Here is a 19,488-nt window from a genome sequence, read left to right as displayed (position 1 = left end):
AACAGGACCCTAGACAAGTCCCATCGTTGCAGGTCAGGAGCACTCTCCGCTTATTTGATCAAGCCTCGGACACCCCACCTCGTGAAAGCGCGAGGTTAGGGGCGGATGAGCGTACGGGCCTGCGCGATCCACCCCAACACGGCCTTGGCACCACACGCCTCGGCGACCGATTCGGCCGCATCGAGGTCGCGGCGTTGCCCGCGTCCTTCTGGTCTCGCGCCGACGGCGAGGACACTGGCGCACCAGCAGCCACACCTCGCCGACGCAAACCGAAACCTCTGCCGGCGCAAGAGAACAGAGTGGCCAAGACCATTCAGGAGCCTCAATGAAGACGCAGGGCATCACGTTGATGACCGACAAGGCGCAGATACGCTGGATGGCGCTGGGAGACACGACTCGGCAGCCGCCCGTGGTCATGCTCCATGGCGGACCGGGTCTGCCGGACTATCTGGGCGATGTCGCCGCCATGGTCGCGGACCTCGCGCCCGTGTACCGGTACGACCAGCGGGGCACCGGCCAATCCCCTTGGCTGGGCCGACATTTCCTCGCCCGGCATGTCGACGATCTCGCCGAACTGCTCGACGCATGGGACGTGCCCAAGGCCGTACTGATCGGGCACTCCTACGGCACCGATCTGGCGAGCCGGTTCTGCCTGAGGCACTCCGACCGGGTTGCCGCAATGCTGCTGATGTGCGGGCCGTTCGTCGGTGATTGGCGTACCGGGGACCGAACGGAGCGCGGGCGCCGCATGTCCGCAGCACAGCAGGAGCGGCTCCGCGAATTGGAGGAGGTGCCGCACCGCACGGAGGAGCAGGAGGTCGAGCTGCTCACGCTGGCCTGGTTCGCCGACCACGCAGATCCCGAACGCGGGTGGCACTGGGCCGCGCAGGGCGCTCGGCGGCGTCGCCCGGTCAACTGGGCCATGAACGGCGAACTTGGCAAGGAAGGACGCGCGGATCCGCTCGATCAACACCTCGCCGAGCTGCGCGCGCGCCTGCCCGCACGGGCCGAGCTCCTCGGAGGGGCCGACGATCCCCGTCCTGTGTCGGCACTTGAATCACTCGCGCTCCGGCTCGCTCTTCCGCTGACCCGGATCGAGAACGCGGGGCACGAGCCCTGGCTGGAGCAGCCCGACGCCGTACGGACGTACCTTCGACGATTCGTGCGAGGTGCCGTGGGCGCATAGGGGTGCGCTGCAGCGCAGTTCGCCCGGGTACCGCGTGCCGCCTCACTCGTGTCGTACCCGCGAGACGCCGCGCAAGGGCGGGCTCGAAGGATGAGACAGTCCGGGGCGAGTGCGCGGCGCACCGGAGCCTTTCCAGGCTCGGGGACCTCTCGGAGATCGCTTACCTGGGACGGCGTTCAGTCACACGGACGGGGCGGAGTGGACTGTAAGCTCCGCGGCCGCTGAAGGGTTCGTGGCAGGATGTGCCCGCGATCAACAGCCCCCCAACTGGTGCCCCCCACCTGAGGTAGGAAGACGACGATGACTCATTACAAGATGCAGCCCTGGCGGAGCTTCGGCCTTGTCTCGGCAACTGTGCTCGCGAGCCTGGCGATTACAGGGTGCAGTCCTGATGGGTCCGCGGAGAAGGAAGACAAGGCCACCAAGCCGCTCACCCTCGGCGACCCCAGCCCGGAGACGGTGGAACTCGGGTCATACGACACAGACGGCAACTTCACCGTCACGCCCAAGAAGGTGTTCGAGGGCAAGCCGGAAGACATGAGCGAACTCGGCAACGACGCCGACTACAAGGACAAGAAGCTCGCCTGGATCTACGTCGACTCCAAACTCGTCGGCGGCGACAAATCCGTCAAGGGGCCGATGTTGTTCACCAACATGGGCGCGGTGGCTGGAGCAAGTGGTGCGGCCACACGCCTCCAGACCATCGGCAGCCTCTCGAGCAGGCCCAAGGACTGCATCACCGAGGACGTTCAAATCACCTGGAAACAAGGTGAAAGCCACACCTGGTGCGAGCCGTTCATCATCCCGGCCAACTCCCACGTCACCAAGGTCACCTACTACCAGGACCGCTTCACGTGGTCGGTGAAGTAACGAAGTTGGCTGACTGACCCCGCCGCTCCTGTGGATCAATGCGCAAGCAGTGGATGCGTTGCCGGAGCAGTTGGGCTGGCATGGCATGCACGACGAGCCCTCCCCCGCCCTAGGCACGCTCGTCGCCTCCGTCGCCGCGCTCGTACGCCTCGGCTACCCCTGCGACACCGCGCACCTGCTGCCGTACGGCCGCATCGCCGCGGAACTCGCCGTCGCCGAGCTGGACACGGTGGAGGAACAGCCCACGACGGCGGGCCTGATCGAGGCGGCCGTCGCACTGACCGTTCTGTACGAACCGGCGCTGCTCGGCCTGCGCAGGCTGACCCACATCCAGGAGTCGGCCCGGCGGTTCGGGGGCGCCAAGGGATCTCCGACCAAGCCCCACCGCTTGACCGCATTTAGAGCGTCCTCTAATTTAGAGGACTCTCTACGTTTCCGCGAAGGGGTGTGCGCGTATGCAGACGGTCGAAGGGGGCCTGCGTGAGCAGCACAAGGCCCAACGACGGTGCCGGATCCTCGATGCCACGCGCGAACTCCTGCGGGACAGCCCGGAATCGGTGATCAGTACCGAGCGGATCGCCGAGCGAGCAGGAGTCGCCCCGGCCACCGTGTACAACCTGATCGGACCGCGCGGCAAGATCTGGGAGGCGCTCGCCGACGGGTTCATGGACGAACTCGGGCGCCGCCTGGCGACGCTGGGAGCCGGGGACCCGCGGGAGGTCGTCCGATCGACCGTCCTGCTGTTCGTGGACGATCCGGTCGTGTCGCGCCGCATGGTGCGTGAGTGGGAGGCAAGCGGCGTCGTGCTCGACCGCAGCCCGCTCACCCAGCTCCGCCAGGCGATGGCGCACGCACGGGCAGAGGGCCTCCTGCGTGACGACATCGACACTGACGCCTTGGCCGCCGTTGTCGCCACCTCGTGCGTGGGTGCGTTGCATCAGTGGGTCGCCGCCCTGATCGATGACGACCGGTTCCTCGCGCGCGCGCTGCTCGCGCTGGACGTCGCGCTCGCCGCGGCGGCTGCGGATCCCTACCGCGACCAGTTGTTGGCGCCGTTGCGAACTCGTGGCCCGGCATGACGGCCGGCGCGCTGCCACGGCCCCGACGCTTCGTGGGCTGCGGCGGGATCCTGCTCACGGCTGACGTGTGGGGCGAGGCGTCCTCGCCACCTCTCGTCCTGCTGCACGGCGGCGGCCAGACCCGACACGCCTGGGACCGGACCGGCCCTCGACTGGCCACGCTGGGGTGGCGGGTCATCGCCCCGGACCTGCGCGGGCACGGCACCAGCGAATGGTCAGCCGATGGTGACTACGACCTCGACCTGTTCGCCGAGGACATCCGGGCACTGGTCGCTGAACTCGGCGACCGGCCGGCGGTCATCGGCGCCTCGCTCGGAGGCCTGAGTTCGCTGCTCGCGGCCGGAGAGTCACCCAGGGCGGCGATTCGCGCTCTGGTGCTTGTCGACGTCGCCCATCGACCGGATCCCCGCGGATTTCGCCGGATCGTCGAGTTCATGCGCCGCCGGCCGGACGGATTCGCCGACGTCGAGGAAGCGGCCGCAGCGGTGTCCGCCCACCTGCCGCGTCGACCACGTCCCGACGACCCCGAGGGGATACGGAACAACCTGCGACGCCAAGGCGATCGCTGGGTCTGGCACTGGGACCCCCGGATGCTGGACAGCTTCGAGGGCCGGATGGACCCGCCCGGCATGGCGGAGCGTCTCCTCGACGCCGCGCGCCACGCCGACGTACCGATCCTGCTCGTCCGCGGCGGGAACAGCGACGTGGTGCGCGACGACATCGCCGAGCAGTTCTGTGACCTGGTCCCCCACGCCCGGCGCGTCGATGTGGCCGGCGCGGGACACATGGTGGCCGGTGATCGGAACGACCACTTCATCGAAGCGATCGTCCCGTTCCTGCAAGGGATCGAGTGAGCGTGAGACTCAGCTGGAATCCGGTTCCGGATGCCGGGATCAGGAGTGCCAGGGGTTCCGTGGTCGTTGAGGAGGCCGGCACTGAACAGGCATGCCCCACTCCCTTTTGAGGGGATGTCAGTTCCGTCGAGGTCCGTCAGCCCAGGCGCCACTGCTGGTTGGCGCCGCCGTTGCAGGTCCAGAGTTCGAGCGGGGTGCCGTTGACGTTGCCGGAGGCCTGATCGCCGCCGGTGACGTCGAGGCACAGGCCTGACTGGGTGCCGGTGATGGTGCCGTTGGGGTTGAGGCTCCACTTCTGGTTGGCGCCCCCTGCGCAGTTGTAGAGCTGCACCTTGGTGCCGGGGGTGGTCCTGTTGTCGTAGGCGTCCAGGCACTGGGTGCCGCCGTAGAGCCGGAGTTCACCGGCGGCTGTGATGGTCACGGCCTGGTTGGTGCCGCCGCGACAGTCCCAGATCTCGATCTTGGTGCCGGGGGTGGTCTGGCCGTCGTACGCGTCGAGGCAGCGGTTGGAGGAGGCGCCGACCAGCGGGTGGGTGGTGCCGACGCTGGTGCCGCTGCCGACGGAGATCCGGTACATCACAGAGCCGTGGGCGGGGACACCGGCCGAAATGGTTCCGCTGGTGCTGGTGACGACGTGGGACCAGAGGTTGTTGAGCCGGTAGGAGGATGCCGTGGGAAGACCGACCGCGGCAGCGGACGTGGTGATGGTGGCGGCGGCGGAGTTCTCGTTGAAGAGCACCACCGATACGTCGCCGTTCGCCAGCGGTTTTGTCAGCACGTGAAGGCCGCCGGAGGAGGACACCTCGGTTCCCTGCTTGCCCAGGGAGTCCTGGTCGACGGCGATGACGTCCTTGTTGCCGTAGAGGGAGAGGGTGGCGGCGGTGGCCTTGCGCAGGTCGGTTCCGGCGATGAGCGGCGCGGCCATCTCCGACCAGAGGCTGAAGTGGGAGCGGTCCTCGGTGAACGACATGCCGTTACCGACTTCGAGCATGTCGGGGTCGTTCCAGGCGCCCGGCTTGGCGTACGGGGCGAGTTTGACATTGGCCTTGTAGATCGACGTCACCGTGGAGAAATTGACGTTGATGTCGTCGGTGGTGCGCCAGCTGTTGCCGACCCCCGCGCCCCAGGTCCACACACTGGCCAGGCCCCAGTTGCACAGGCTGTAGACGATCGGGCGGCCGGTGTTGGCCAGGGCGTCGCGCATGGCGGTGTAGCGCTGCTGGTCGGGCACGTTCTGGTGGTTGCAGTTGTCGTACTTGAGGTAGTCAACTCCCCAGGCGGCGAAGGTGTTGGCGTCCGTCTGCTCGTGGCCGAGGCTTCCGGGATAGCCGGCGCAGGTGGCGGTGCCGGCGCTCTCGTAGATGCCGAGCTTGAGGCCCTTGCTGTGGACGTAGGCGGCGGTTGCGCTGATGCCGCCGGGGAACTTGACCGGGTCGGGCACGAGTTGGCCGGCGGAGTTGCGGGCCTTGGTCATCCAGCAGTCGTCGATGTTGACGTACTGGTACCCCGCGTCCTTCAGGCCGGAGGAGACGAAGTAGTCCGCGGTCTGTTTGACCAGCTGCTCGGTGACGTTGCAGCCGAAGGCGTTCCAGTCGTTCCAGCCCATCGGGGGCGTCCTGGCCAGCCCGTTGTCGAGCGCCTGCGCGGGCGGGGCGGCTCGGAGCACCAGCAGGGCCGGGGCGAGGACCAGGAGAAGCACCATCGTGAAGGCGGCACTCAGTGGTCTCATGAAGGGTGACGGGACGGTCATATCGGTGTCTCCTGTTTCGCCGTGCGGGGCCGGACGAACGCAAGTGCCCGACAGCGTCCTGCAGTTGCCGGGGTGTGCACCTATGGAAACGTAACCATCGAGAAGCTCCCACCAGTCGGGCTCGGCCGTCAATGGTCCGGGCCGAACTGCCGTTTGGATGAACCACTCGTGCTCGTACGAGATGAAGTAGTCCCGCCCGCACGAGTGGCCGTTTCCCGCAGGTGCGCATCGCCGCACTCGACCTCACTGCCGTGGACGCGCCGTACGAGTCGGAGACCGCCCAACGGGCCAAGGCACAGGGGCACTTCGGGAACGTCGGCGGCGGCGCGGCGGGCTGGTGAGGGCCGAAGGCCGACTCGATCCAGGTACCTAGACCGCCACCGCCCGGGGCTCATGAACAGGGCGGCGGCGGAGCGGGGCCGGGCCAGTCGGCAATCAGCCGGCCGGTGTCCGCGACAGCCACGCCGCGGGCGCCCGGCGGGAGTCCCCCGGCCCACCGGGACGTCCCGCCAACTGCTCTCCCAGCACGACGAGTCCAGCCAGCAGGACGGTCATGCCGACGGGCACCAGCCAGTGATTGCGTCCGAAACCCATCGCGACCGCCAGCACCACCGTGCCTCCGGTCACCAGCCCCGCCGCCCACGCCCCGGCCCGTCGTGCGACCGCGGCCAGCACGGCGAACACCACCAGACCGACAAAGACGAGCTGGGCCCCGACACCGTAGATCAGCTGTTCCGCACCGGGAATGTCCTTCACCCCCGCGAACATGTCCTGCAACTCCGCCCGGTCCGCCGCGCGGAACCCGCCCACCAGATCCAGCACCAGCTGCACCACGTTCACCAGTGAACTCAGCAGGACGGTCACCACACTCACCCCCAGCGCGGCCCTGCGCCCGGCCGTCAGTCCCGCTGCCGGTCCGGCGTCACCCGTGGTGATCAGGCGGCCGAAGCGCAGGCTCATCGCCGCGAACATCAAGAACCCCGCCAGCCAGACCGCGTGCGCGGCCGTCCACCAGCCGCCCGGCTCCGCCTGCCCGTCGATCGGCCGCATGAGCAGCCATCCGGCGAGAAAGCACGCCGGTGCGGCGGCGAAAAGCAAGCGGACGGTCGGATCCGTCTTGGTCACCGGCGTTGTCGGGGTCTTCGGGGTCTTCGGAGTCTCCGGAGTTGCCATGCCGTTCGTCGTCGAGTTCATGCCCAGAACCATCCCAGCGGGCGAAAGCCACGTCACTCATGGCCACCCCCACTCTGCCCGGGGGTTATCCCCCGGATTGGGGCTGCCCGAGACCGCTGAACCCGGGAGCGACACCACCGGGTGCTCACCGCGCGGGAGTTCGCCGAGTCCGTCGGCAAGACCCGCATCGTTTTGGTCGACGCCGGGCCGGACGAATGCGGCCGCTTTCCACGAACCATTGGAATGCGGCCGCACGTCTGCCGGGAGATCGGTCAGAGAATGGAAAGGTCGATCGCGCGGTCGGCATCCTGCGGCTTCAGCACTCGCATGATGCCCTCCAGCAGGTAGTAGTCGGCGTACGGGAGTGAGATCTCGATGCCGTCCTCGGCGGGCCGGTTGCGGGTGCAGCGGGCTACGACGGCCTCGGCGCGGGAGGATTTCCTGGTCAGGCATGTCTGGGACAGTGCGGTCAGCAGCTGCAGCGCTACCGTCCGGTAGTGCTGCTTGTCCGTTGCCGCGGCCAGATCGAGCAACCCGCAGGCCATGATGGCGCCGGCCGAGGCGTCTTTGATGTCATGAGGCTGCTGCGGTGCGCGGTAGTCCCACACGGGGACGAAATCCGGACCGAGTGCGCCTATTGCATAGTCGGCAAGTTTGCGTGCGGTGGTAAGGAACTGGCGGTCCCCGGTCCGGCGGTAGATCGTGGTGAATCCGTAAATGCCCCATGCCTGTCCCCGCGCCCAGGACGACGTAGGACTGTAGCCCTGCACGGTGCCCGGGCCGATCTCGGCGCCGGTGGCCGGATCGAAGTCGAAGACGTGCGGGATGGATCCGTCCGGTCGCAGGAACGCACGTTGGGCGGTTTTCGCATGTTCCACTGCGATGTCGAGATACTTCTCGTCCCCGGTCTGCCGACTGGCGAATGCCAGCAGATCGAGGTTCATCATCGTGTCGATGATGACGCGGCCCGCGTTGTTCGTTTCGTCGAGGCCGCCCCATGCGCGGATGAAACGACCGCGTGGGTTGTACCGCTGGATCAGTGAATCGGACGCGCGTACGGCGCCGGCGCGCCATGTGTCTTCGCCTGTCAGGCGCCAGGCGGTCACCCACGACGGATAGAACAGGAAACCGAGATCGTGGGTGCTCGTGTCGTACTGGCGGGGAGCGAGCTTGCTCGCCGAGTCGAGCGCAAGTCGGCGGAAGGTGTCATCTCCGCTGTAGAGCCAGGACATCCACAGCGTTCCTGGCCAGAACCCGCCGACCCAGTCGCCGTTCTGGCTGTAGACCCATTTCTCGAATTTCGTGCCGACGGGGAATCCGCTCACATTCGGCGCGACGGCACGGACTTTCTCCACCGCGTAGTCGGCCGCGGCTCGCAGCGTGCGTGTGGTCGACGCGGCTGAAGGTTGACCAGTTTGTGCCTGCGCGGCCTGCGTCATGGATGGATACGCGGCCGCAGCGCCCGCGGCCGTAGCCAGTACAGCCCGCCGAGACATTCTCACAGGTGTGTTCCTTTCAACTGATCAGCATTACCTGCGCATGCAGGCAGGTGTCGACCCGCCGGCTGTCGTCCAGTGCCGGCGGGTCGAGGTCGAACGTCGGCTACCAGGTGAAGGTGGCCGTGGTACGGGCCGGGAGGGTGTAGACGAAGGACTGGCTGCCCCAGTTCACCCGGACCGACTGTGCGCTGGTCCCGCCGTTGTGGGCGATGAGGGCCTTCGATCCGTCCGGATTGCGCCAGGCCACGTTCTGGATCGTGCTGTTGGCCGTCGAGGCGATCCGGTACGCGCCCGGCTTGACGAACTTGGTCAGGTGACCGGTCGTGTAGTACTCGATGGTGTAGTCGACCTGGCCCGCCCTCGAACCGCCTTCCTGGACGGTGACCAGACCGGTGCAGGTACCACAACCGCCGTTGTGCGGGCCCATGTTCTGGTTCAGGGCCAGACCCCACTTGACCAGGCTGGTGCTCCAGTTGCGGGCGTAGTTGACAATGTCCGCGAGGTCTTCGTTGTGCTGATTGGCGATCCAGGTGCCACCTGAGTGTTCCGTGCTGAACTGCTTCACGCTCGAATACTGGTTGTGGACCTGGGTTCCGACCGCCGGATCGCCGGAGTAGCCGTGCCAGGCGATGCCGCCGAACAGGGGGTCGTTGCGCACGCCTGCGTCGCCGAGGACACCGGAGCCCATGGTGGCGTAGTCACCGTAGTTCCAGTCGTGGACGAGCACCTTCGTGGTGATGCCCGCGGCACGGAAGGCCGGGTAGACGTGGTTCTTGGTGAACTCCGCCAGGCCGGACGAATTCCAGTTCATGCCGGGGTAGTTCATCGCCGTCGGGTTGGACGCCTGGCAGCAGTTGGGCTCGTTCTGCACCGAGAGGTAGTCGACCTTGATTCCGGCGGCCTGGTAGCTCTGGATGTACTTCACCAGGTACTGGGCGTACGTGGGGTAGTACTCCCATTTCAGCCAGCCCATCTGGTCCATCCGGCCGTTGTCCTTCATCCAGCCCGGGGCGCTCCACGGCACGGCCATGATCCTCAGGGCCGGGTTGAGCTGTTTGGCCTGGACGGTCAGCAGACGGACGTTGGTGTCGTAGCCGTTGGCACCGAAGTCGTTGAGGTTGCAGCAGGTGTCGTCGAGAGAGACATGGCCCGGGCGGGAGAGATCGGAGGCTCCGATCGGGTTGCGCACGAAGGACAAGCCGATGCCCGCGGTCGGCGAGAACAGCTTCTGCATGACGGCGTCGCGGGTCGCCGCGCTGACCGCGCCGCCTCGCAGCAGGTAGGCGGTGGAGTCGGTGATGGAGGCGCCGCCGCCCTCGAACTGCTGGTAGGTCGTGTTCTCGTCGACGGTGATGGTGTGCTGTGCTGATCCGCCGGCGGGACCGAAACGCAGCGCGGTCTGCTGCTGGAGCCCTCGGGTGACGTTGCGGCCGGCGGAGTCGGACGTGGTCGTCAGCCACAGGTTGACCGGCTCGTTTGCTGCCTGAGCCGTGCTGCCTGTCGCAGTCAGCGTGGCCGCTGCGACGGCTCCGACCAGCAGGAGGCGGGTGGCCTTGGGTAAGCGCAAAGACAGACGGATGCGTGCCATGTTCGCCCTTCGAGGTGGGGTGGGCGTCGACTGTTCACGTATGAGAATGAACTGTTGATATGTGACTGGCTTTCGCGAACCTAAAGGTCTGAACCATGACCGTCAAGACTGCGGACACACCGGCCACCGGAGACTTGTGACGGCCCTGCTACGGGGACTGCTCCCGGAGGGCATCTTCACTCTCGTCGACGAGGGAATCGGCAACTGGTTGCTCGCAGGAATCGCCATCGGCCTGGCGTTCATCGGCGGTCGCGCGTTCCGCAACCCCGCCGGACGTCGGAATGTGGGCGTCCTGAGGGACCCGCTCTCCTTCTGGCCCCGTCTCACGCGCCCGGTCGGCCGTCCCCCTACGGTGGCCGGGCAGTTCTCACACCCACCGGACGCATGGAGACCAAGCCCAAGGACAGGGGGTCAGGTGATCATCTCTGGCCACAGCCGGGCAGTCACATCGCGACTGGGCACTCCGGTACATCGGCTGTGCGCATCACGGCCTTCGCCGTCCGGCCGTCGGCTCGTGTGACGACCCTGAGGCGCAGGCACGGTCTTCGGCATGAAGGTCCTTCAGCGCGCGCCGCAGAGCCAGCTGCATCCGTCGTGGGAGGGGCTTGCCCTCCCAGGCGGCGACCACAGCTGCGGCCGTCTCCGGGAGCTTGACATTGCACTGGCGGGAGATGTCCACCAGCAGGGCCCTGGCCGGCCCACGGCGGCAGGGAGTCAGGGCCATCACGATCCCGCGGGCCTGGTCGATGGCCGCGCGGCCTGCCATCGCCCTCCGGAGGTGGTCGATCTCGGCGCGCAGCGCGGTGATGTTCTGCCCCGACGGGGTGTTGCCCCACGAGGCCTCGGCCTTCAGGTCCCAATATCCCTCTGGGAGCATCGTTGTGCGGGACATGGCTGTACCTCTCGATGGTCTGGGTGCGTCCGGTCTGACCGAGGCGGTACCCGGAACCTCTGGATGTCAGCGCTGCTTCACGGTCAGGCGCGGCGCTCGCGGTCTCGCCGGTCCTCGCGCCTCCAGCGCGCCCGGTGCCGACGGCTGTAGCGGCGATCCCAGCGGTCCTGCCGATCGCGGCGCGCCTCGTAGTCTCGGTACTCCCTCATATCGGAACCGTCGCGGCGACCCCAGCCACTGCCACGATCACGCCTGGAGCGGCCGGCGACGAGGACGAGTACGGCTGCGGCCACCCACCAGATGGGGTTGAGGAAGCCGAGGCCGAACAGCACCACGATCAGGAGGAGAAGCAGGATGGCCATCAAGGCCTCCACGGAGCGGAACGAAGACATCGCTGCCGGGGACTGGGGCCTGACTCAACAGCCTAGTCCTGCCCAGAAGTTATGGATACGGCCCGGTACGCGTGCGATACGCCTCGATCGCCAGCAGATTCCTCTGCCGCGCCAACAGTTCGGTCGGATCCCGGAGGACTCCGGGAGCCGACCACGGGTCCGGCCCTCTAGCGTTCGCAGCTGCGAGGGCTGCTCCGTCAGCTGTTCTGAGCGCCGTTCCAGACGTCGTACGCGGAGTTGCCGTACGCCGAGGTGGCGGCCGCCGATCCGTAGCTGCCGGAGTAGGCGCCGGTCTGGATCGCGGAGCCGTCGGACTGGTAGTTCTCGATCCAGGCGCCGCCACTGGCACCGCCCGTCAGGCCGATGCAGTTGTTCATCAAACGCTGTCCGTCGGGTCCGGCGTATCCCTGCCCCTCGCACCAGACGGCATAGTCCTTGTCGGCCGGCAGACCGATGATGTGCGCGTAGTTGCTCGACCAGTTGAAGCCGAGGCCGGTGGAGCCGACGACGTCCTGGACGCGCCGGCCGCTTGGAGTGTCCAGAACGAGGAAGGCGCTGTCGTTCTCCTGGCCGCCTCCCGTCACCCAGCCCGCACTGCGCCAGCCCCACCAGCCGTAGGGTGCGTTGCCCGAGTTGTAGTTGGGGGCGAAGCGGTAGTTGGTACCGCCTTCACCGAAGCCGCAGTGCCGTGCCGTGGCCACCACCGAGCCGTTGTTGCTCGTGACAACGTTGCCAGAGCAGATGTAGTCGCCCTTGCCGGGGATCGTGAAGAGCAGGCGTCCCACTGTGCCCCACACGCTGGCCTGCGCCTGAACTCCCGAGCTCGCAGTGGGTCTTGTCGCGGGGATGTGCACCGGCTTGCCGGTTACCTCCGCCGTCGGGCCGGCGGAGGGCGTCACCTTCGAGGAGATCTCGGACGCCGGCAACGCCTTGGCCTTGCGGATCCGCTCCGGGGTCCAGTAGGCGTCGAGTTGAGCGCGTGACTTGGTGTTGACGACCGTGGCGGTCCCGGTGGGGGAACCGGTCGGCCGGTCCTGCGCGACAGCCGAGGCCGGCGTCAACACGGCGCACAGACCCGCGGCAGCGAGAGCGGTGAGGGCAAATCGACGTAAGCGCATGGGAGCCTTTCTGGTTCGGGGAACGATCAAATCGCGCTCACTGTCGCACGCGTCTCCACAGGAGATCAACGGAACCCAACAACGGTTTTCACATTGCGTCGGAGTGGAGGTGCGGGATGAGGAGATTGCGACGTTTCCCGCAGGAGCGGAAGGCTTTTCGGACGCCGAACTGGCCGCGGTGACCGCGCTGTTGAAGCAAAGGTGACCGCCCTGTTGAAGCAAACAGGTCCGGCCGGCCACGGCCCGCTCGGTGGGGTGATGGACGGGGCAGGAGGCGAATGGCTGCACCGGTCACAGCGCCGTGAAGGACGTACGACGAGATCCCTGAGGGCGGTCCTCAGCCAGTCCCGCTTGGGGCTACACCTGCGATGCGGCAAGCAACTGCAGCGCGGCTTCCTTCAGTTGGGGGTCGGCGTCTGCGGCGTTCCCGGAGTCGAAGGGGGGTTGGGGGTCGTATTCGATGGCGAGTTGAAGCGCCTTGGCCGTGTCGTCGTCCGTGATCAGGGATGCGAGATACAGGGCCATGTCCACTCCCGCCGACACCCCGGCCGCGGTGATGATCTTTCCCGAGCGTACATAGCGCTGCGGCAGGTAGGTCACACCGAACGTGGACTGAAGGTATTCCGCGGAAGCCCAGTAGGTCGTCGCGCGCCTGCCTTTGAGCAGTCCGGCCGCGGCGAGGACGATGCTCCCGGTGCACACGGACGTCGTCCAACGGGTGTGCCGGTGGATGTCACGGATCCAGCTCAGCAGTACCTCATTGGTCATCGCCGCGACGGTCCCGCGGTTGCCCGCACCCGGCACCAGCAGTACGTCCAGGCGCTGGACCTCAGTGATGGACCGTTCGGCGAGCACCGCTACGTCTCCCGTGTCCGTGCGCACCGGCCCTCGCTTCTCGGCGATCATCGTCACGGTGGCGTCCGGCAACCGGGACAGCGCCTCGGCCGGCCCGGTGGGGTCCAGCAGGCTGAAGCCGTCGTACAACAGGATGCCGATGTTCGGGCCCGCACCGCCCGACGGGGTGTGCGCCGCTCCAGTCCCCGTTGCGGCTGTGGTGGCGCCTGCGAGCGCGGCGGCGGCCACGGTTCCGCGCAGCACATTTCTGCGTGTCGTCGCATGCGTTGAGTGCGTCATGTCCCAGGAGTCTGCTGCCCCGGAGGGAGACGTGGCGATGCCATGTCCGGCATCCTGCGAATCCTGTCCCCGGTGACCCCGTAGTGGTCCAGGAATGCTTGACGCAGTGTCTCCGCCGCCCGGAACCCGCAGCGGCGGGCGATCGCCGCCATGGACAGTCCGCTGGAGCGCACCAGGCGCGCCGCCGCTATGGTGCGCACCGTGCGCACGGCGCGTGCCGGCGTCGTACCGAGGTGCGCGGTGAAGAGGCGGGTCAGATGCCGAGAGCTGATGCCGGCCCGCGCCGCCAGGGCGGTGGGCGTGAGGTCTTCGGCCAGATGGCCATCGACGTAGGCCATCAGGTCCCGTACCAGCCGGTTCTCCGGCGGCGGCGCTGCCAGGTACATGGAGATCTGCGCCTGGTCGGCCGGCCGGTGCAGGTAGGTGACCAGTTCACGGGCGACGGCCCGGGCCAGCGTAGGTCCGTGGTCCTCCTCGATCAGCGACAGCGTCAGGTCGAGCGCGCTGGTGACTCCGGCGGAGGTGTAGACGTTGCCGTCGCGTATGCACAGCGGGCCCGTGTCCACGGCCACGGTGGGGTGCCGTTCGGCGAGCCGTTCTCCCCACCCCCAGTGGGTCGTCACCCGCCTGTGGTCCAGCAGTCCGGCCGCGGCGAGGACGTAGGCCCCCGTGCAGACGGAGGCCACGCGGCGGCTCTGTGCGGCCAGTCGGCGAACCTGGCCCAGTAGTTGCCCGTCCGCCGCCGCGTCTTCGCAGCCGACACCGCCCACGACGATCAGCGTGTCCAGACGTCCCGTCACCGCTTCCAGACTCTGCCCAGCCCCCAGCACGATCCCGGCGGAGCTGCGCGCGGCCCGACGACCCACGGTTCCCAATTCGAGCGAGTACGGCGGCGTCGCGCCGTACCGGTTGGCGATGTCCAAAGCACCGCTGGGACAGGCAATGTCGAGAATCTGCGCATCGTCGTAGGCGACGATGAGAACGCGTCTGTGATTGTCCATGCGTTGGATCCCAGCACAGGTCGGTGAGCGGCGGTGCCGGTGGTGTATTCGGCGAGGTTGACGGCATGTGCCGTCTGGTTGGGTGCGAGCGCCAAGGTGAGCGAGGCCGTAGCCGGGCGGTTGCTCGGACGGTCTCCTACGGCAGGATCGATCGCGACCCTGGACGCTTCTTCAACTTGGCTGAGAGAGAGTCGACTTGGCTTGTGCCGCAGCACTGCCCGGGCCCGGGAGCACCTCGATACTGCCCGCGTGCATCGGCTCACCACAGCAGGCGCAGCTGACTTCGACTCCACCGGCCTCCCCGCAGGTGTGATGACGGTAGAGCACAGGCAGCCCGGGCTCGCCGGCGAGTCACCAGTCGCCCCAGCCGCCCACGACCATGAGCAGGTCGACGAGCTCGGAGCCCTTGGCGGTCGGGGGTACTCGTGCCTGGGCGCCGGTCTGATCACTACACGCCGTCGTCCACTCGATGCTCGGCCCCGGCCGCAACTGACGCTCGATCCAACGCCAGATCGGCATGACCTACCGCACCGTCGAGCAAGGTGGGCTCGCGCAGAGGAGCCCCGATGGCCGGCTCACAGCGATCTCTTCCCCGTTGGTCGCGCCGGATAAGGGTTGCCCTGGCGGCATGCCCACCAGGACACCCACCTACAAAGACGTCTGCAAGGTCACCGACTGAGGCGCGAAACCATTTCGCTCATAGAACTTCATGGCCTCGGCGTTGCTTGAGTATGCCGTCACCTCGGCGGCGGTGGCCCCCGCATCCTTCGCCCAACTGAAGAACTCTGCGACCAATCGTCCTCCGATCTGGCTTCGGCGAAATCCGGGATGCACATACATGCTCACCAACGTCGCTACCTTCACCGGTCTCATCGCAGATGGACCTCCCAGCGCACCTACGAGATGTCCCACGACCTTGCCCTCGTAGCCGGCGACGAGCAACAGACGGTTCGGATCATCTATACCGGAGGCGAAACGTTGGGGCCCGTGCTCACGAGGCCAATCGATGTTGATGCTCGAATCGCGAGTCCCTGCGTCCTCAGCGAACAATGCGCCACTGCACTCGACGAGCCCGTCCACGTCCGCGTGTTCAGCCCTGCGGACAACCACTGCCTCTCGTTGATCACTCATGGACCGCGACGCTACCGGCAGGCACTGACATCCCGGCCCAAGTGCCTCCCGAACTCGGGTTCTGGCTCAGGTTCCGTGCAGCAGTGACTGAGCGTTGCGAGCCGGGAGGCGGCTGCCTCGCTGGTCAGGGCTGGATTTGATGCGGCCCTACGAGGTTAAGGTGCTGATTCACGAGGCGAGGAGAGCTGGCGTGCACGACAGACTACGGATGGAGGAAGCCCTCGATCTCCTGCGTGCCGAGCTGGAGGTCGGGCGCTCAACGAAGGTCGAGTTGACCACTCGAGCTGCATGGCTGGCCTTCATGCGATTCGGGCGGCAGCGCTTTGCCACCGCGCCCACACCCGACTCAGACGGCTTACTCTTCCAGTACGGCACGTACGCCTTCAGCGGGCGACCGATGTTCACTGTGGACCTCACGCGACAGTTCGACATCAGTGACGCCGACGGTGAGCACGACCACTACGTACAGGTTCACTGCGAACTCCGCTACGAGTGTGAACCCGCCCTGGACGCCCTGGGAGGCTTCGACTCCTGGTTCTTTCACGACGCCAATGCGGACCTCGACGAGTGGCTCGCCGCCATGGAGGGGCACCTCGAACTGTTGCTTGCTCGCGGGCCCTCCGAGATCGATGTGTACGAGGAGCCGGTATAGGTCATCACGCAAGCAGGACTCGCTTGCGCAGGAGGTCGAATCCGGCACGGCCGAACATTTGACGCTTGAGCATCTTGATTCTGTTGACGTGGCCTTCGACGACACCGGAGTTCCAGGGCAGGCTGAGGCCGGCGATGACGGCGTCACGGTCGCGGTCAATGCCCGCGGCGAGCGTGTGGAGGCTGGGGAGGTCGTCCTGCCGGACCGCGGCGAGCCATTCCGGCAGGCACTCACCCTTGCGGTCCGCGAGCATGATTGGGAAAGACCGGACGTGACGAGTGAGCGCGTCCAGTTCGGGGCAGTGCGTCCGGACGGTCTTGAGCCGAATCTGCTCGGTCTCGGTGAGGTTCTCTGGGCGGCGGAGGATCCATCCAGCGTCGGACCGGGGCGAGGGCGCCCTGGCAGTCACCGGCCGCGGTGACGTGCGCTTCTCGTACAGGTAGGCGCGAACGCGCTGGTAGCTGCCTCCGTAGCCGAGTGGAACGATCTCCTCCCACAGCTTCCAGGCATTGGTGCAGCCTGCGGCCCAGCGGTCGTCGAGGTAGGTCTTGTACTCGTCGAGAACGGAGGGGCGGTTCTGCCACTGGCCTGTGAACAGCTCCTCTGGAGTCTGGGCATCGGCGAGCTGCTTGACGGTGCGGTAGGTCATTCCGAGCTGCCGTTGGATCGAACGTCGGCTGTGCCCGGCCTCCAGCAGGGTGCGCACGGCGGCATGCCGGGTCCAGGTGCGGTCGGCGAACCGGTGTCCTCGCGGCCACGGCGAGCCGGACGGGTCCGCAGCCGGGGCGGGCTCGGGTCGGACTCGGCTTCGGGAGTAGCGGGGACGAGGACGCGCAGGCAGTGGCGGTGCTGCGCGACGCTTCGCTCGGCGGCATCGCTGAGGTTGTGCCAGAGATGCCATCGGTCCGCGACCTGGATCGCCTGCGGGGCTCCGGCTGCGGCGCCTTCTGCGAAGAACGGCGCGCGGTCCCGGCAGACGACCTCGACACCGGGCCGCTGCGCGAGCCAGGCGGCCAGGCTCGATGCTTCCCGATCAGGGAGGAGATCGATGGGACGGCGGGTTTCGACGTCCACCAGGACGGTGCCGTAGTGGCGGCCCTTGCGGGTGGCGTACTCGTCGACGCCGACGACGCGCGGCGCGGCAGCCTCCGGATCGGGGAGCGCGTCAACCAGGCGCAAGACCGTGCTCCGACTGACGGACAACCCAAGGACGGAGGCCAGGCGGGAGCCGGCTCGGCCCGCCAGGGCGAGACCTACCGCAGCCAGAGTGGAGCGCAGCCGCTCAGTGCGCTGCCCGTGCCTGCGCGTCAGGCCGGGTATTTGCTCGACGAAGGTCCGGCGCGGACACATGGCGTTGCCGCACCGGAACCGACGAACCCGGAGCTGGAGTACGACACTTCGTCCAGCGCTCGGTACGTCGGCGGGAAACCGCAGGGTAGGAGCTGTGGACCCGGGTCGACCAGGCTCCGCATCCCGGGCAGGTGGCGCCGGCCGTGGTGCATTGCGCGTCGACACGCACAATCTCGATATCCACGTTCACCGACAGCACCGCGACGTCCGCGATCGCCGGGAACAGCAGCTTCTCCAGCCGGAGCACGACCTCTTCCACGGCCCGGACTGTCAGCCCAGCCGCACGGACCACGGCCTATTTTCGGGCGACTTCGCATGCTGCTTGGGAACGCTCAGCTGTCACTCACCGTGGCCACTGCACGAAAGCTATGCCAGAACCCGAACTCGTGAACATATCGGAAGCACCAAGATCTACAAGTGACTTCCGAACCCTCGGGCAAACGATGCCGCTGTCCACCGCCATCGAGGAAGGCCCGGACCTGTCCTCGATGGGCAGCCTCCCGGCCGACAGCGCCTAACAGCGGCTGCCGGCCCGGTCTCACTTCAGCTGCCGGCCGAGGAACCGGTCCCCGTCCTCCCGCTCGAACCACGGGGTGCCGAGGTGACCGCCCAGATTGGCGTGCAGCGTCTTCTCCTTGCTGCCGAAGGCGTCGAACAGGTCCAGGGCCCGTTACCTGGGGTTCCCTTCGTCGTCCCACTGCAGCAGAAGCAGCAGGGGAATGGTGACCTGCCGGGCCTCATCACGCTGGGCGCGGGGCACGTAACCCCCGGCGAAGAAGCCGGCTGCCGCGATGCGCGGCTCGGCCACCGCCAGCCGAATGCCGAGGGCGGTCCACCCCGAGTACCCGACCGGCCCGCCGATCTCGGGCAGCGCAAGAAGGGCGTCCAGAGTGGTCCGCCATTCCGGGACCGCATTATCGACTAGCGGGCCGATGAAGGACTCGAAGATCTCATCGACCGGCTCGCCGGCCTGCATTGCCCGGCGGAGGTCCGCGCGAGCCTGCTCGTCGACGGCGGAACGGGGCCGGTCACCGCACCCGGCGGCGTCGATGGAGGCCACCGCGTAGCCGTACGCCGCGGACAGCCGGGCCCGGGCCACCAGCCGGGATTCTCCCTTGGGCAGGCCGTTGTTGTGGGCCATCAGGATCAGCGGAGCCAACGGGCTTTTTGCGGGGCTGAGGTCTCGCAGGCCGGTTCGGTCCTCCTGGTCGAAACTCTCCGCAAGGCCGGCCTTTACCAGGCCATATCCGCAGCCCTGATCCCGTGGTGGAACCTGACCCGGTGGCGGAAGCCTCCGGCCGTCCACGACCCCGGCAAGATACTCGTGGACCTCGCACTGGCGGTCGCGCTGGTGGGGCATGCCTCGCCGATGTCGCCCTGCTGCGGTCCGAGTCGGCTGCGTTCGGGGCGGCTGTGTTCGGGGCTGTCGCCTCCGACCCTGCGTTCTCCCGGCTGATCGACACCCGTGCCGCCTCCGGCGAGAAGGCGCGCTGACCGCCATCCGCCGCCGCACGTTCCGAAGTGCGCCGACGACTCTCGGAGTTGGCCGGCAACCGGGCTCCGGACGCCGGCGGACGGGTGACCGTGGACCTGGACGGGGTTTTGGTTCGCCGCGCACTCGGACAAACAGGACGCGGCCCCGACCTGGAAGAAGTCCTGCGGAAATACCGGGGCTAGATAGGCGCATTGGCAGCGGGTGTGCTCCCGCCGTAAGCACGGCCTGCAAATGTAAAACGTTTCGATCCTCGTCGAAATGATTGACGCTTCCGGGCGCCTCAGCAAACGCTTTCTCTTCAGGTGGACCCGAAGCGCGCAAGAG

Annotated in this window: 18 protein-coding genes and 3 pseudogenes; 8 read left to right on the top strand and 13 right to left on the bottom strand. The window is 67.4% G+C overall.

Annotation, left to right across the window (positions count from 1 at the left end; genetic code table 11):
- Positions 1-325: 325 nt before the first annotated feature.
- The 5 genes from ACFWM2_RS35365 to ACFWM2_RS35345 all read left to right on the top strand — a co-directional run bounded on the left by ACFWM2_RS35365 (position 326) and on the right by ACFWM2_RS35345 (position 3,989).
- Positions 326-1,186: an alpha/beta fold hydrolase gene (locus tag ACFWM2_RS35365; protein WP_383288649.1), complete on the top strand. Its 861-nt coding sequence runs from the start codon at positions 326-328 to the stop codon at positions 1,184-1,186.
- A 300-nt stretch (positions 1,187-1,486) separates the two neighbouring features.
- Positions 1,487-2,056 carry a hypothetical protein gene (locus ACFWM2_RS35360; RefSeq protein ID WP_383288647.1) on the top strand — a complete coding sequence of 190 codons (570 nt, stop codon included), beginning with the start codon at positions 1,487-1,489 and terminating at the stop codon, positions 2,054-2,056.
- A gap of 85 nt (positions 2,057-2,141) precedes the next feature.
- Positions 2,142-2,540 carry a hypothetical protein gene (locus ACFWM2_RS35355; protein ID WP_383288644.1) on the top strand — a complete coding sequence of 133 codons (399 nt, stop codon included), beginning with the start codon at positions 2,142-2,144 and terminating at the stop codon, positions 2,538-2,540.
- The gene (locus tag ACFWM2_RS35350) at positions 2,512-3,135 is read left to right on the top strand and encodes a TetR/AcrR family transcriptional regulator (protein ID WP_383288641.1); all 624 of its coding nucleotides are present in this window, start codon (positions 2,512-2,514) and stop codon (positions 3,133-3,135) included. The genes ACFWM2_RS35355 and ACFWM2_RS35350 overlap by 29 nt, the downstream gene beginning before the upstream one ends.
- Entirely contained in the window at positions 3,132-3,989 is an 858-nt protein-coding gene (locus tag ACFWM2_RS35345) for an alpha/beta fold hydrolase (RefSeq protein WP_383288638.1), read from the top strand. The genes ACFWM2_RS35350 and ACFWM2_RS35345 overlap by 4 nt, the downstream gene beginning before the upstream one ends.
- A gap of 136 nt (positions 3,990-4,125) precedes the next feature.
- Here the strand turns inward: ACFWM2_RS35345 and ACFWM2_RS35340 are convergent, their stop codons facing one another.
- The 7 genes and pseudogenes from ACFWM2_RS35340 to ACFWM2_RS35310 form a co-directional block, all read right to left on the bottom strand.
- Positions 4,126-5,739, bottom strand: a complete 1,614-nt coding sequence (locus tag ACFWM2_RS35340; RefSeq protein WP_383288635.1) for a glycoside hydrolase family 27 protein — start codon at positions 5,737-5,739, stop codon at positions 4,126-4,128.
- A gap of 435 nt (positions 5,740-6,174) precedes the next feature.
- Entirely contained in the window at positions 6,175-6,933 is a 759-nt protein-coding gene (locus tag ACFWM2_RS35335; protein WP_383288632.1) for a hypothetical protein, read from the bottom strand.
- A 251-nt stretch (positions 6,934-7,184) separates the two neighbouring features.
- A complete protein-coding gene (locus ACFWM2_RS35330) occupies positions 7,185-8,351 on the bottom strand; it encodes a glycoside hydrolase family 88 protein (protein ID WP_383288629.1) in 1,167 nt (388 codons plus the stop codon).
- 166 nt (positions 8,352-8,517) lie between these two features.
- A pseudogene (locus ACFWM2_RS35325) lies at positions 8,518-9,999 on the bottom strand (glycoside hydrolase family 30 beta sandwich domain-containing protein); the annotation flags it as partial.
- A 484-nt stretch (positions 10,000-10,483) separates the two neighbouring features.
- On the bottom strand, positions 10,484-10,891 hold the full coding sequence (locus tag ACFWM2_RS35320; RefSeq protein WP_383288626.1) for an ANTAR domain-containing protein: 408 nt from the start codon (positions 10,889-10,891) through the stop codon (positions 10,484-10,486).
- Between the two features lie 83 nt (positions 10,892-10,974).
- The gene (locus tag ACFWM2_RS35315) at positions 10,975-11,253 is read right to left on the bottom strand and encodes a hypothetical protein (protein WP_383288623.1); all 279 of its coding nucleotides are present in this window, start codon (positions 11,251-11,253) and stop codon (positions 10,975-10,977) included.
- Between the two features lie 227 nt (positions 11,254-11,480).
- Positions 11,481-12,401: a trypsin-like serine peptidase gene (locus tag ACFWM2_RS35310; RefSeq protein WP_383288620.1), complete on the bottom strand. Its 921-nt coding sequence runs from the start codon at positions 12,399-12,401 to the stop codon at positions 11,481-11,483.
- Between ACFWM2_RS35310 and ACFWM2_RS35305 the strand changes: the two genes are divergently transcribed.
- Positions 12,400-12,606, top strand: a complete 207-nt coding sequence (locus ACFWM2_RS35305) for a hypothetical protein (protein ID WP_383288617.1) — start codon at positions 12,400-12,402, stop codon at positions 12,604-12,606. The two genes, ACFWM2_RS35310 and ACFWM2_RS35305, sit on opposite strands and share 2 nt — an antisense overlap.
- A gap of 152 nt (positions 12,607-12,758) precedes the next feature.
- On the opposite strand, the gene ACFWM2_RS35300 is transcribed toward ACFWM2_RS35305, so the two are convergent.
- The 3 genes from ACFWM2_RS35300 to ACFWM2_RS35290 form a co-directional block, all read right to left on the bottom strand.
- The gene (locus ACFWM2_RS35300) at positions 12,759-13,535 is read right to left on the bottom strand and encodes a DJ-1/PfpI family protein (protein ID WP_383288614.1); all 777 of its coding nucleotides are present in this window, start codon (positions 13,533-13,535) and stop codon (positions 12,759-12,761) included.
- Entirely contained in the window at positions 13,532-14,536 is a 1,005-nt protein-coding gene (locus ACFWM2_RS35295) for a GlxA family transcriptional regulator (protein ID WP_383288611.1), read from the bottom strand. Before ACFWM2_RS35295 ends, ACFWM2_RS35300 begins: the two co-directional genes overlap by 4 nt.
- Before the next feature lie 648 nt (positions 14,537-15,184).
- Complete coding sequence (locus ACFWM2_RS35290) at positions 15,185-15,667, bottom strand: GNAT family N-acetyltransferase (protein ID WP_383288608.1); 483 nt, start codon at positions 15,665-15,667, stop codon at positions 15,185-15,187.
- 139 nt (positions 15,668-15,806) lie between these two features.
- Here ACFWM2_RS35290 and ACFWM2_RS35285 point away from each other — a divergent pair, with 139 nt between their 5' ends.
- Positions 15,807-16,319, top strand: a complete 513-nt coding sequence (locus tag ACFWM2_RS35285; protein WP_383288605.1) for a hypothetical protein — start codon at positions 15,807-15,809, stop codon at positions 16,317-16,319.
- A 4-nt stretch (positions 16,320-16,323) separates the two neighbouring features.
- On the opposite strand, the gene ACFWM2_RS35280 is transcribed toward ACFWM2_RS35285, so the two are convergent.
- The 3 genes and pseudogenes from ACFWM2_RS35280 to ACFWM2_RS35270 form a co-directional block, all read right to left on the bottom strand.
- On the bottom strand, positions 16,324-17,025 hold the full coding sequence (locus ACFWM2_RS35280) for a transposase (RefSeq protein WP_383288602.1): 702 nt from the start codon (positions 17,023-17,025) through the stop codon (positions 16,324-16,326).
- Positions 16,965-17,834 (bottom strand): ISL3 family transposase, encoded by an 870-nt coding sequence (locus ACFWM2_RS35275; protein WP_383288600.1) that lies wholly within the window; start codon positions 17,832-17,834, stop codon positions 16,965-16,967. Before ACFWM2_RS35275 ends, ACFWM2_RS35280 begins: the two co-directional genes overlap by 61 nt.
- Positions 17,835-18,207: 373 nt before the next feature.
- Positions 18,208-18,825: pseudogene (locus ACFWM2_RS35270) on the bottom strand (alpha/beta hydrolase); the annotation flags it as partial.
- Between ACFWM2_RS35270 and ACFWM2_RS35265 the strand changes: the two are divergent.
- A pseudogene (locus ACFWM2_RS35265) lies at positions 18,802-19,335 on the top strand (transposase); the annotation flags it as partial. The pseudogenes ACFWM2_RS35270 and ACFWM2_RS35265 overlap by 24 nt on opposite strands.
- Between the last annotated feature and the right edge of the window lie 153 nt (positions 19,336-19,488).

The organism is Streptomyces sp. NPDC058371, assembly GCF_042723265.1.
Classification (GTDB): domain Bacteria; phylum Actinomycetota; class Actinomycetes; order Streptomycetales; family Streptomycetaceae; genus Streptomyces.
The sequence above is the reverse complement of the archived record's forward strand: the minus strand, read 5'-3'. Positions and strand labels throughout refer to the sequence as shown.

Coding starts and splice junctions, on each gene's coding strand:
- ACFWM2_RS35365 (WP_383288649.1), top strand. CDS start 326: ATGAAGACGCAGGGCATCACGTTGATGACCGACAAGGCGCAGATACGC.
- ACFWM2_RS35360 (WP_383288647.1), top strand. CDS start 1,487: ATGACTCATTACAAGATGCAGCCCTGGCGGAGCTTCGGCCTTGTCTCG.
- ACFWM2_RS35355 (WP_383288644.1), top strand. CDS start 2,142: ATGCACGACGAGCCCTCCCCCGCCCTAGGCACGCTCGTCGCCTCCGTC.
- ACFWM2_RS35350 (WP_383288641.1), top strand. CDS start 2,512: ATGCAGACGGTCGAAGGGGGCCTGCGTGAGCAGCACAAGGCCCAACGA.
- ACFWM2_RS35345 (WP_383288638.1), top strand. CDS start 3,132: ATGACGGCCGGCGCGCTGCCACGGCCCCGACGCTTCGTGGGCTGCGGC.
- ACFWM2_RS35340 (WP_383288635.1), bottom strand. CDS start 5,739: ATGACCGTCCCGTCACCCTTCATGAGACCACTGAGTGCCGCCTTCACG.
- ACFWM2_RS35335 (WP_383288632.1), bottom strand. CDS start 6,933: ATGAACTCGACGACGAACGGCATGGCAACTCCGGAGACTCCGAAGACC.
- ACFWM2_RS35330 (WP_383288629.1), bottom strand. CDS start 8,351: ATGACGCAGGCCGCGCAGGCACAAACTGGTCAACCTTCAGCCGCGTCG.
- ACFWM2_RS35320 (WP_383288626.1), bottom strand. CDS start 10,891: ATGTCCCGCACAACGATGCTCCCAGAGGGATATTGGGACCTGAAGGCC.
- ACFWM2_RS35315 (WP_383288623.1), bottom strand. CDS start 11,253: ATGGCCATCCTGCTTCTCCTCCTGATCGTGGTGCTGTTCGGCCTCGGC.
- ACFWM2_RS35305 (WP_383288617.1), top strand. CDS start 12,400: ATGGGAGCCTTTCTGGTTCGGGGAACGATCAAATCGCGCTCACTGTCG.
- ACFWM2_RS35310 (WP_383288620.1), bottom strand. CDS start 12,401: ATGCGCTTACGTCGATTTGCCCTCACCGCTCTCGCTGCCGCGGGTCTG.
- ACFWM2_RS35300 (WP_383288614.1), bottom strand. CDS start 13,535: ATGACGCACTCAACGCATGCGACGACACGCAGAAATGTGCTGCGCGGA.
- ACFWM2_RS35295 (WP_383288611.1), bottom strand. CDS start 14,536: ATGGACAATCACAGACGCGTTCTCATCGTCGCCTACGACGATGCGCAG.
- ACFWM2_RS35290 (WP_383288608.1), bottom strand. CDS start 15,667: ATGAGTGATCAACGAGAGGCAGTGGTTGTCCGCAGGGCTGAACACGCG.
- ACFWM2_RS35285 (WP_383288605.1), top strand. CDS start 15,807: ATGCGGCCCTACGAGGTTAAGGTGCTGATTCACGAGGCGAGGAGAGCT.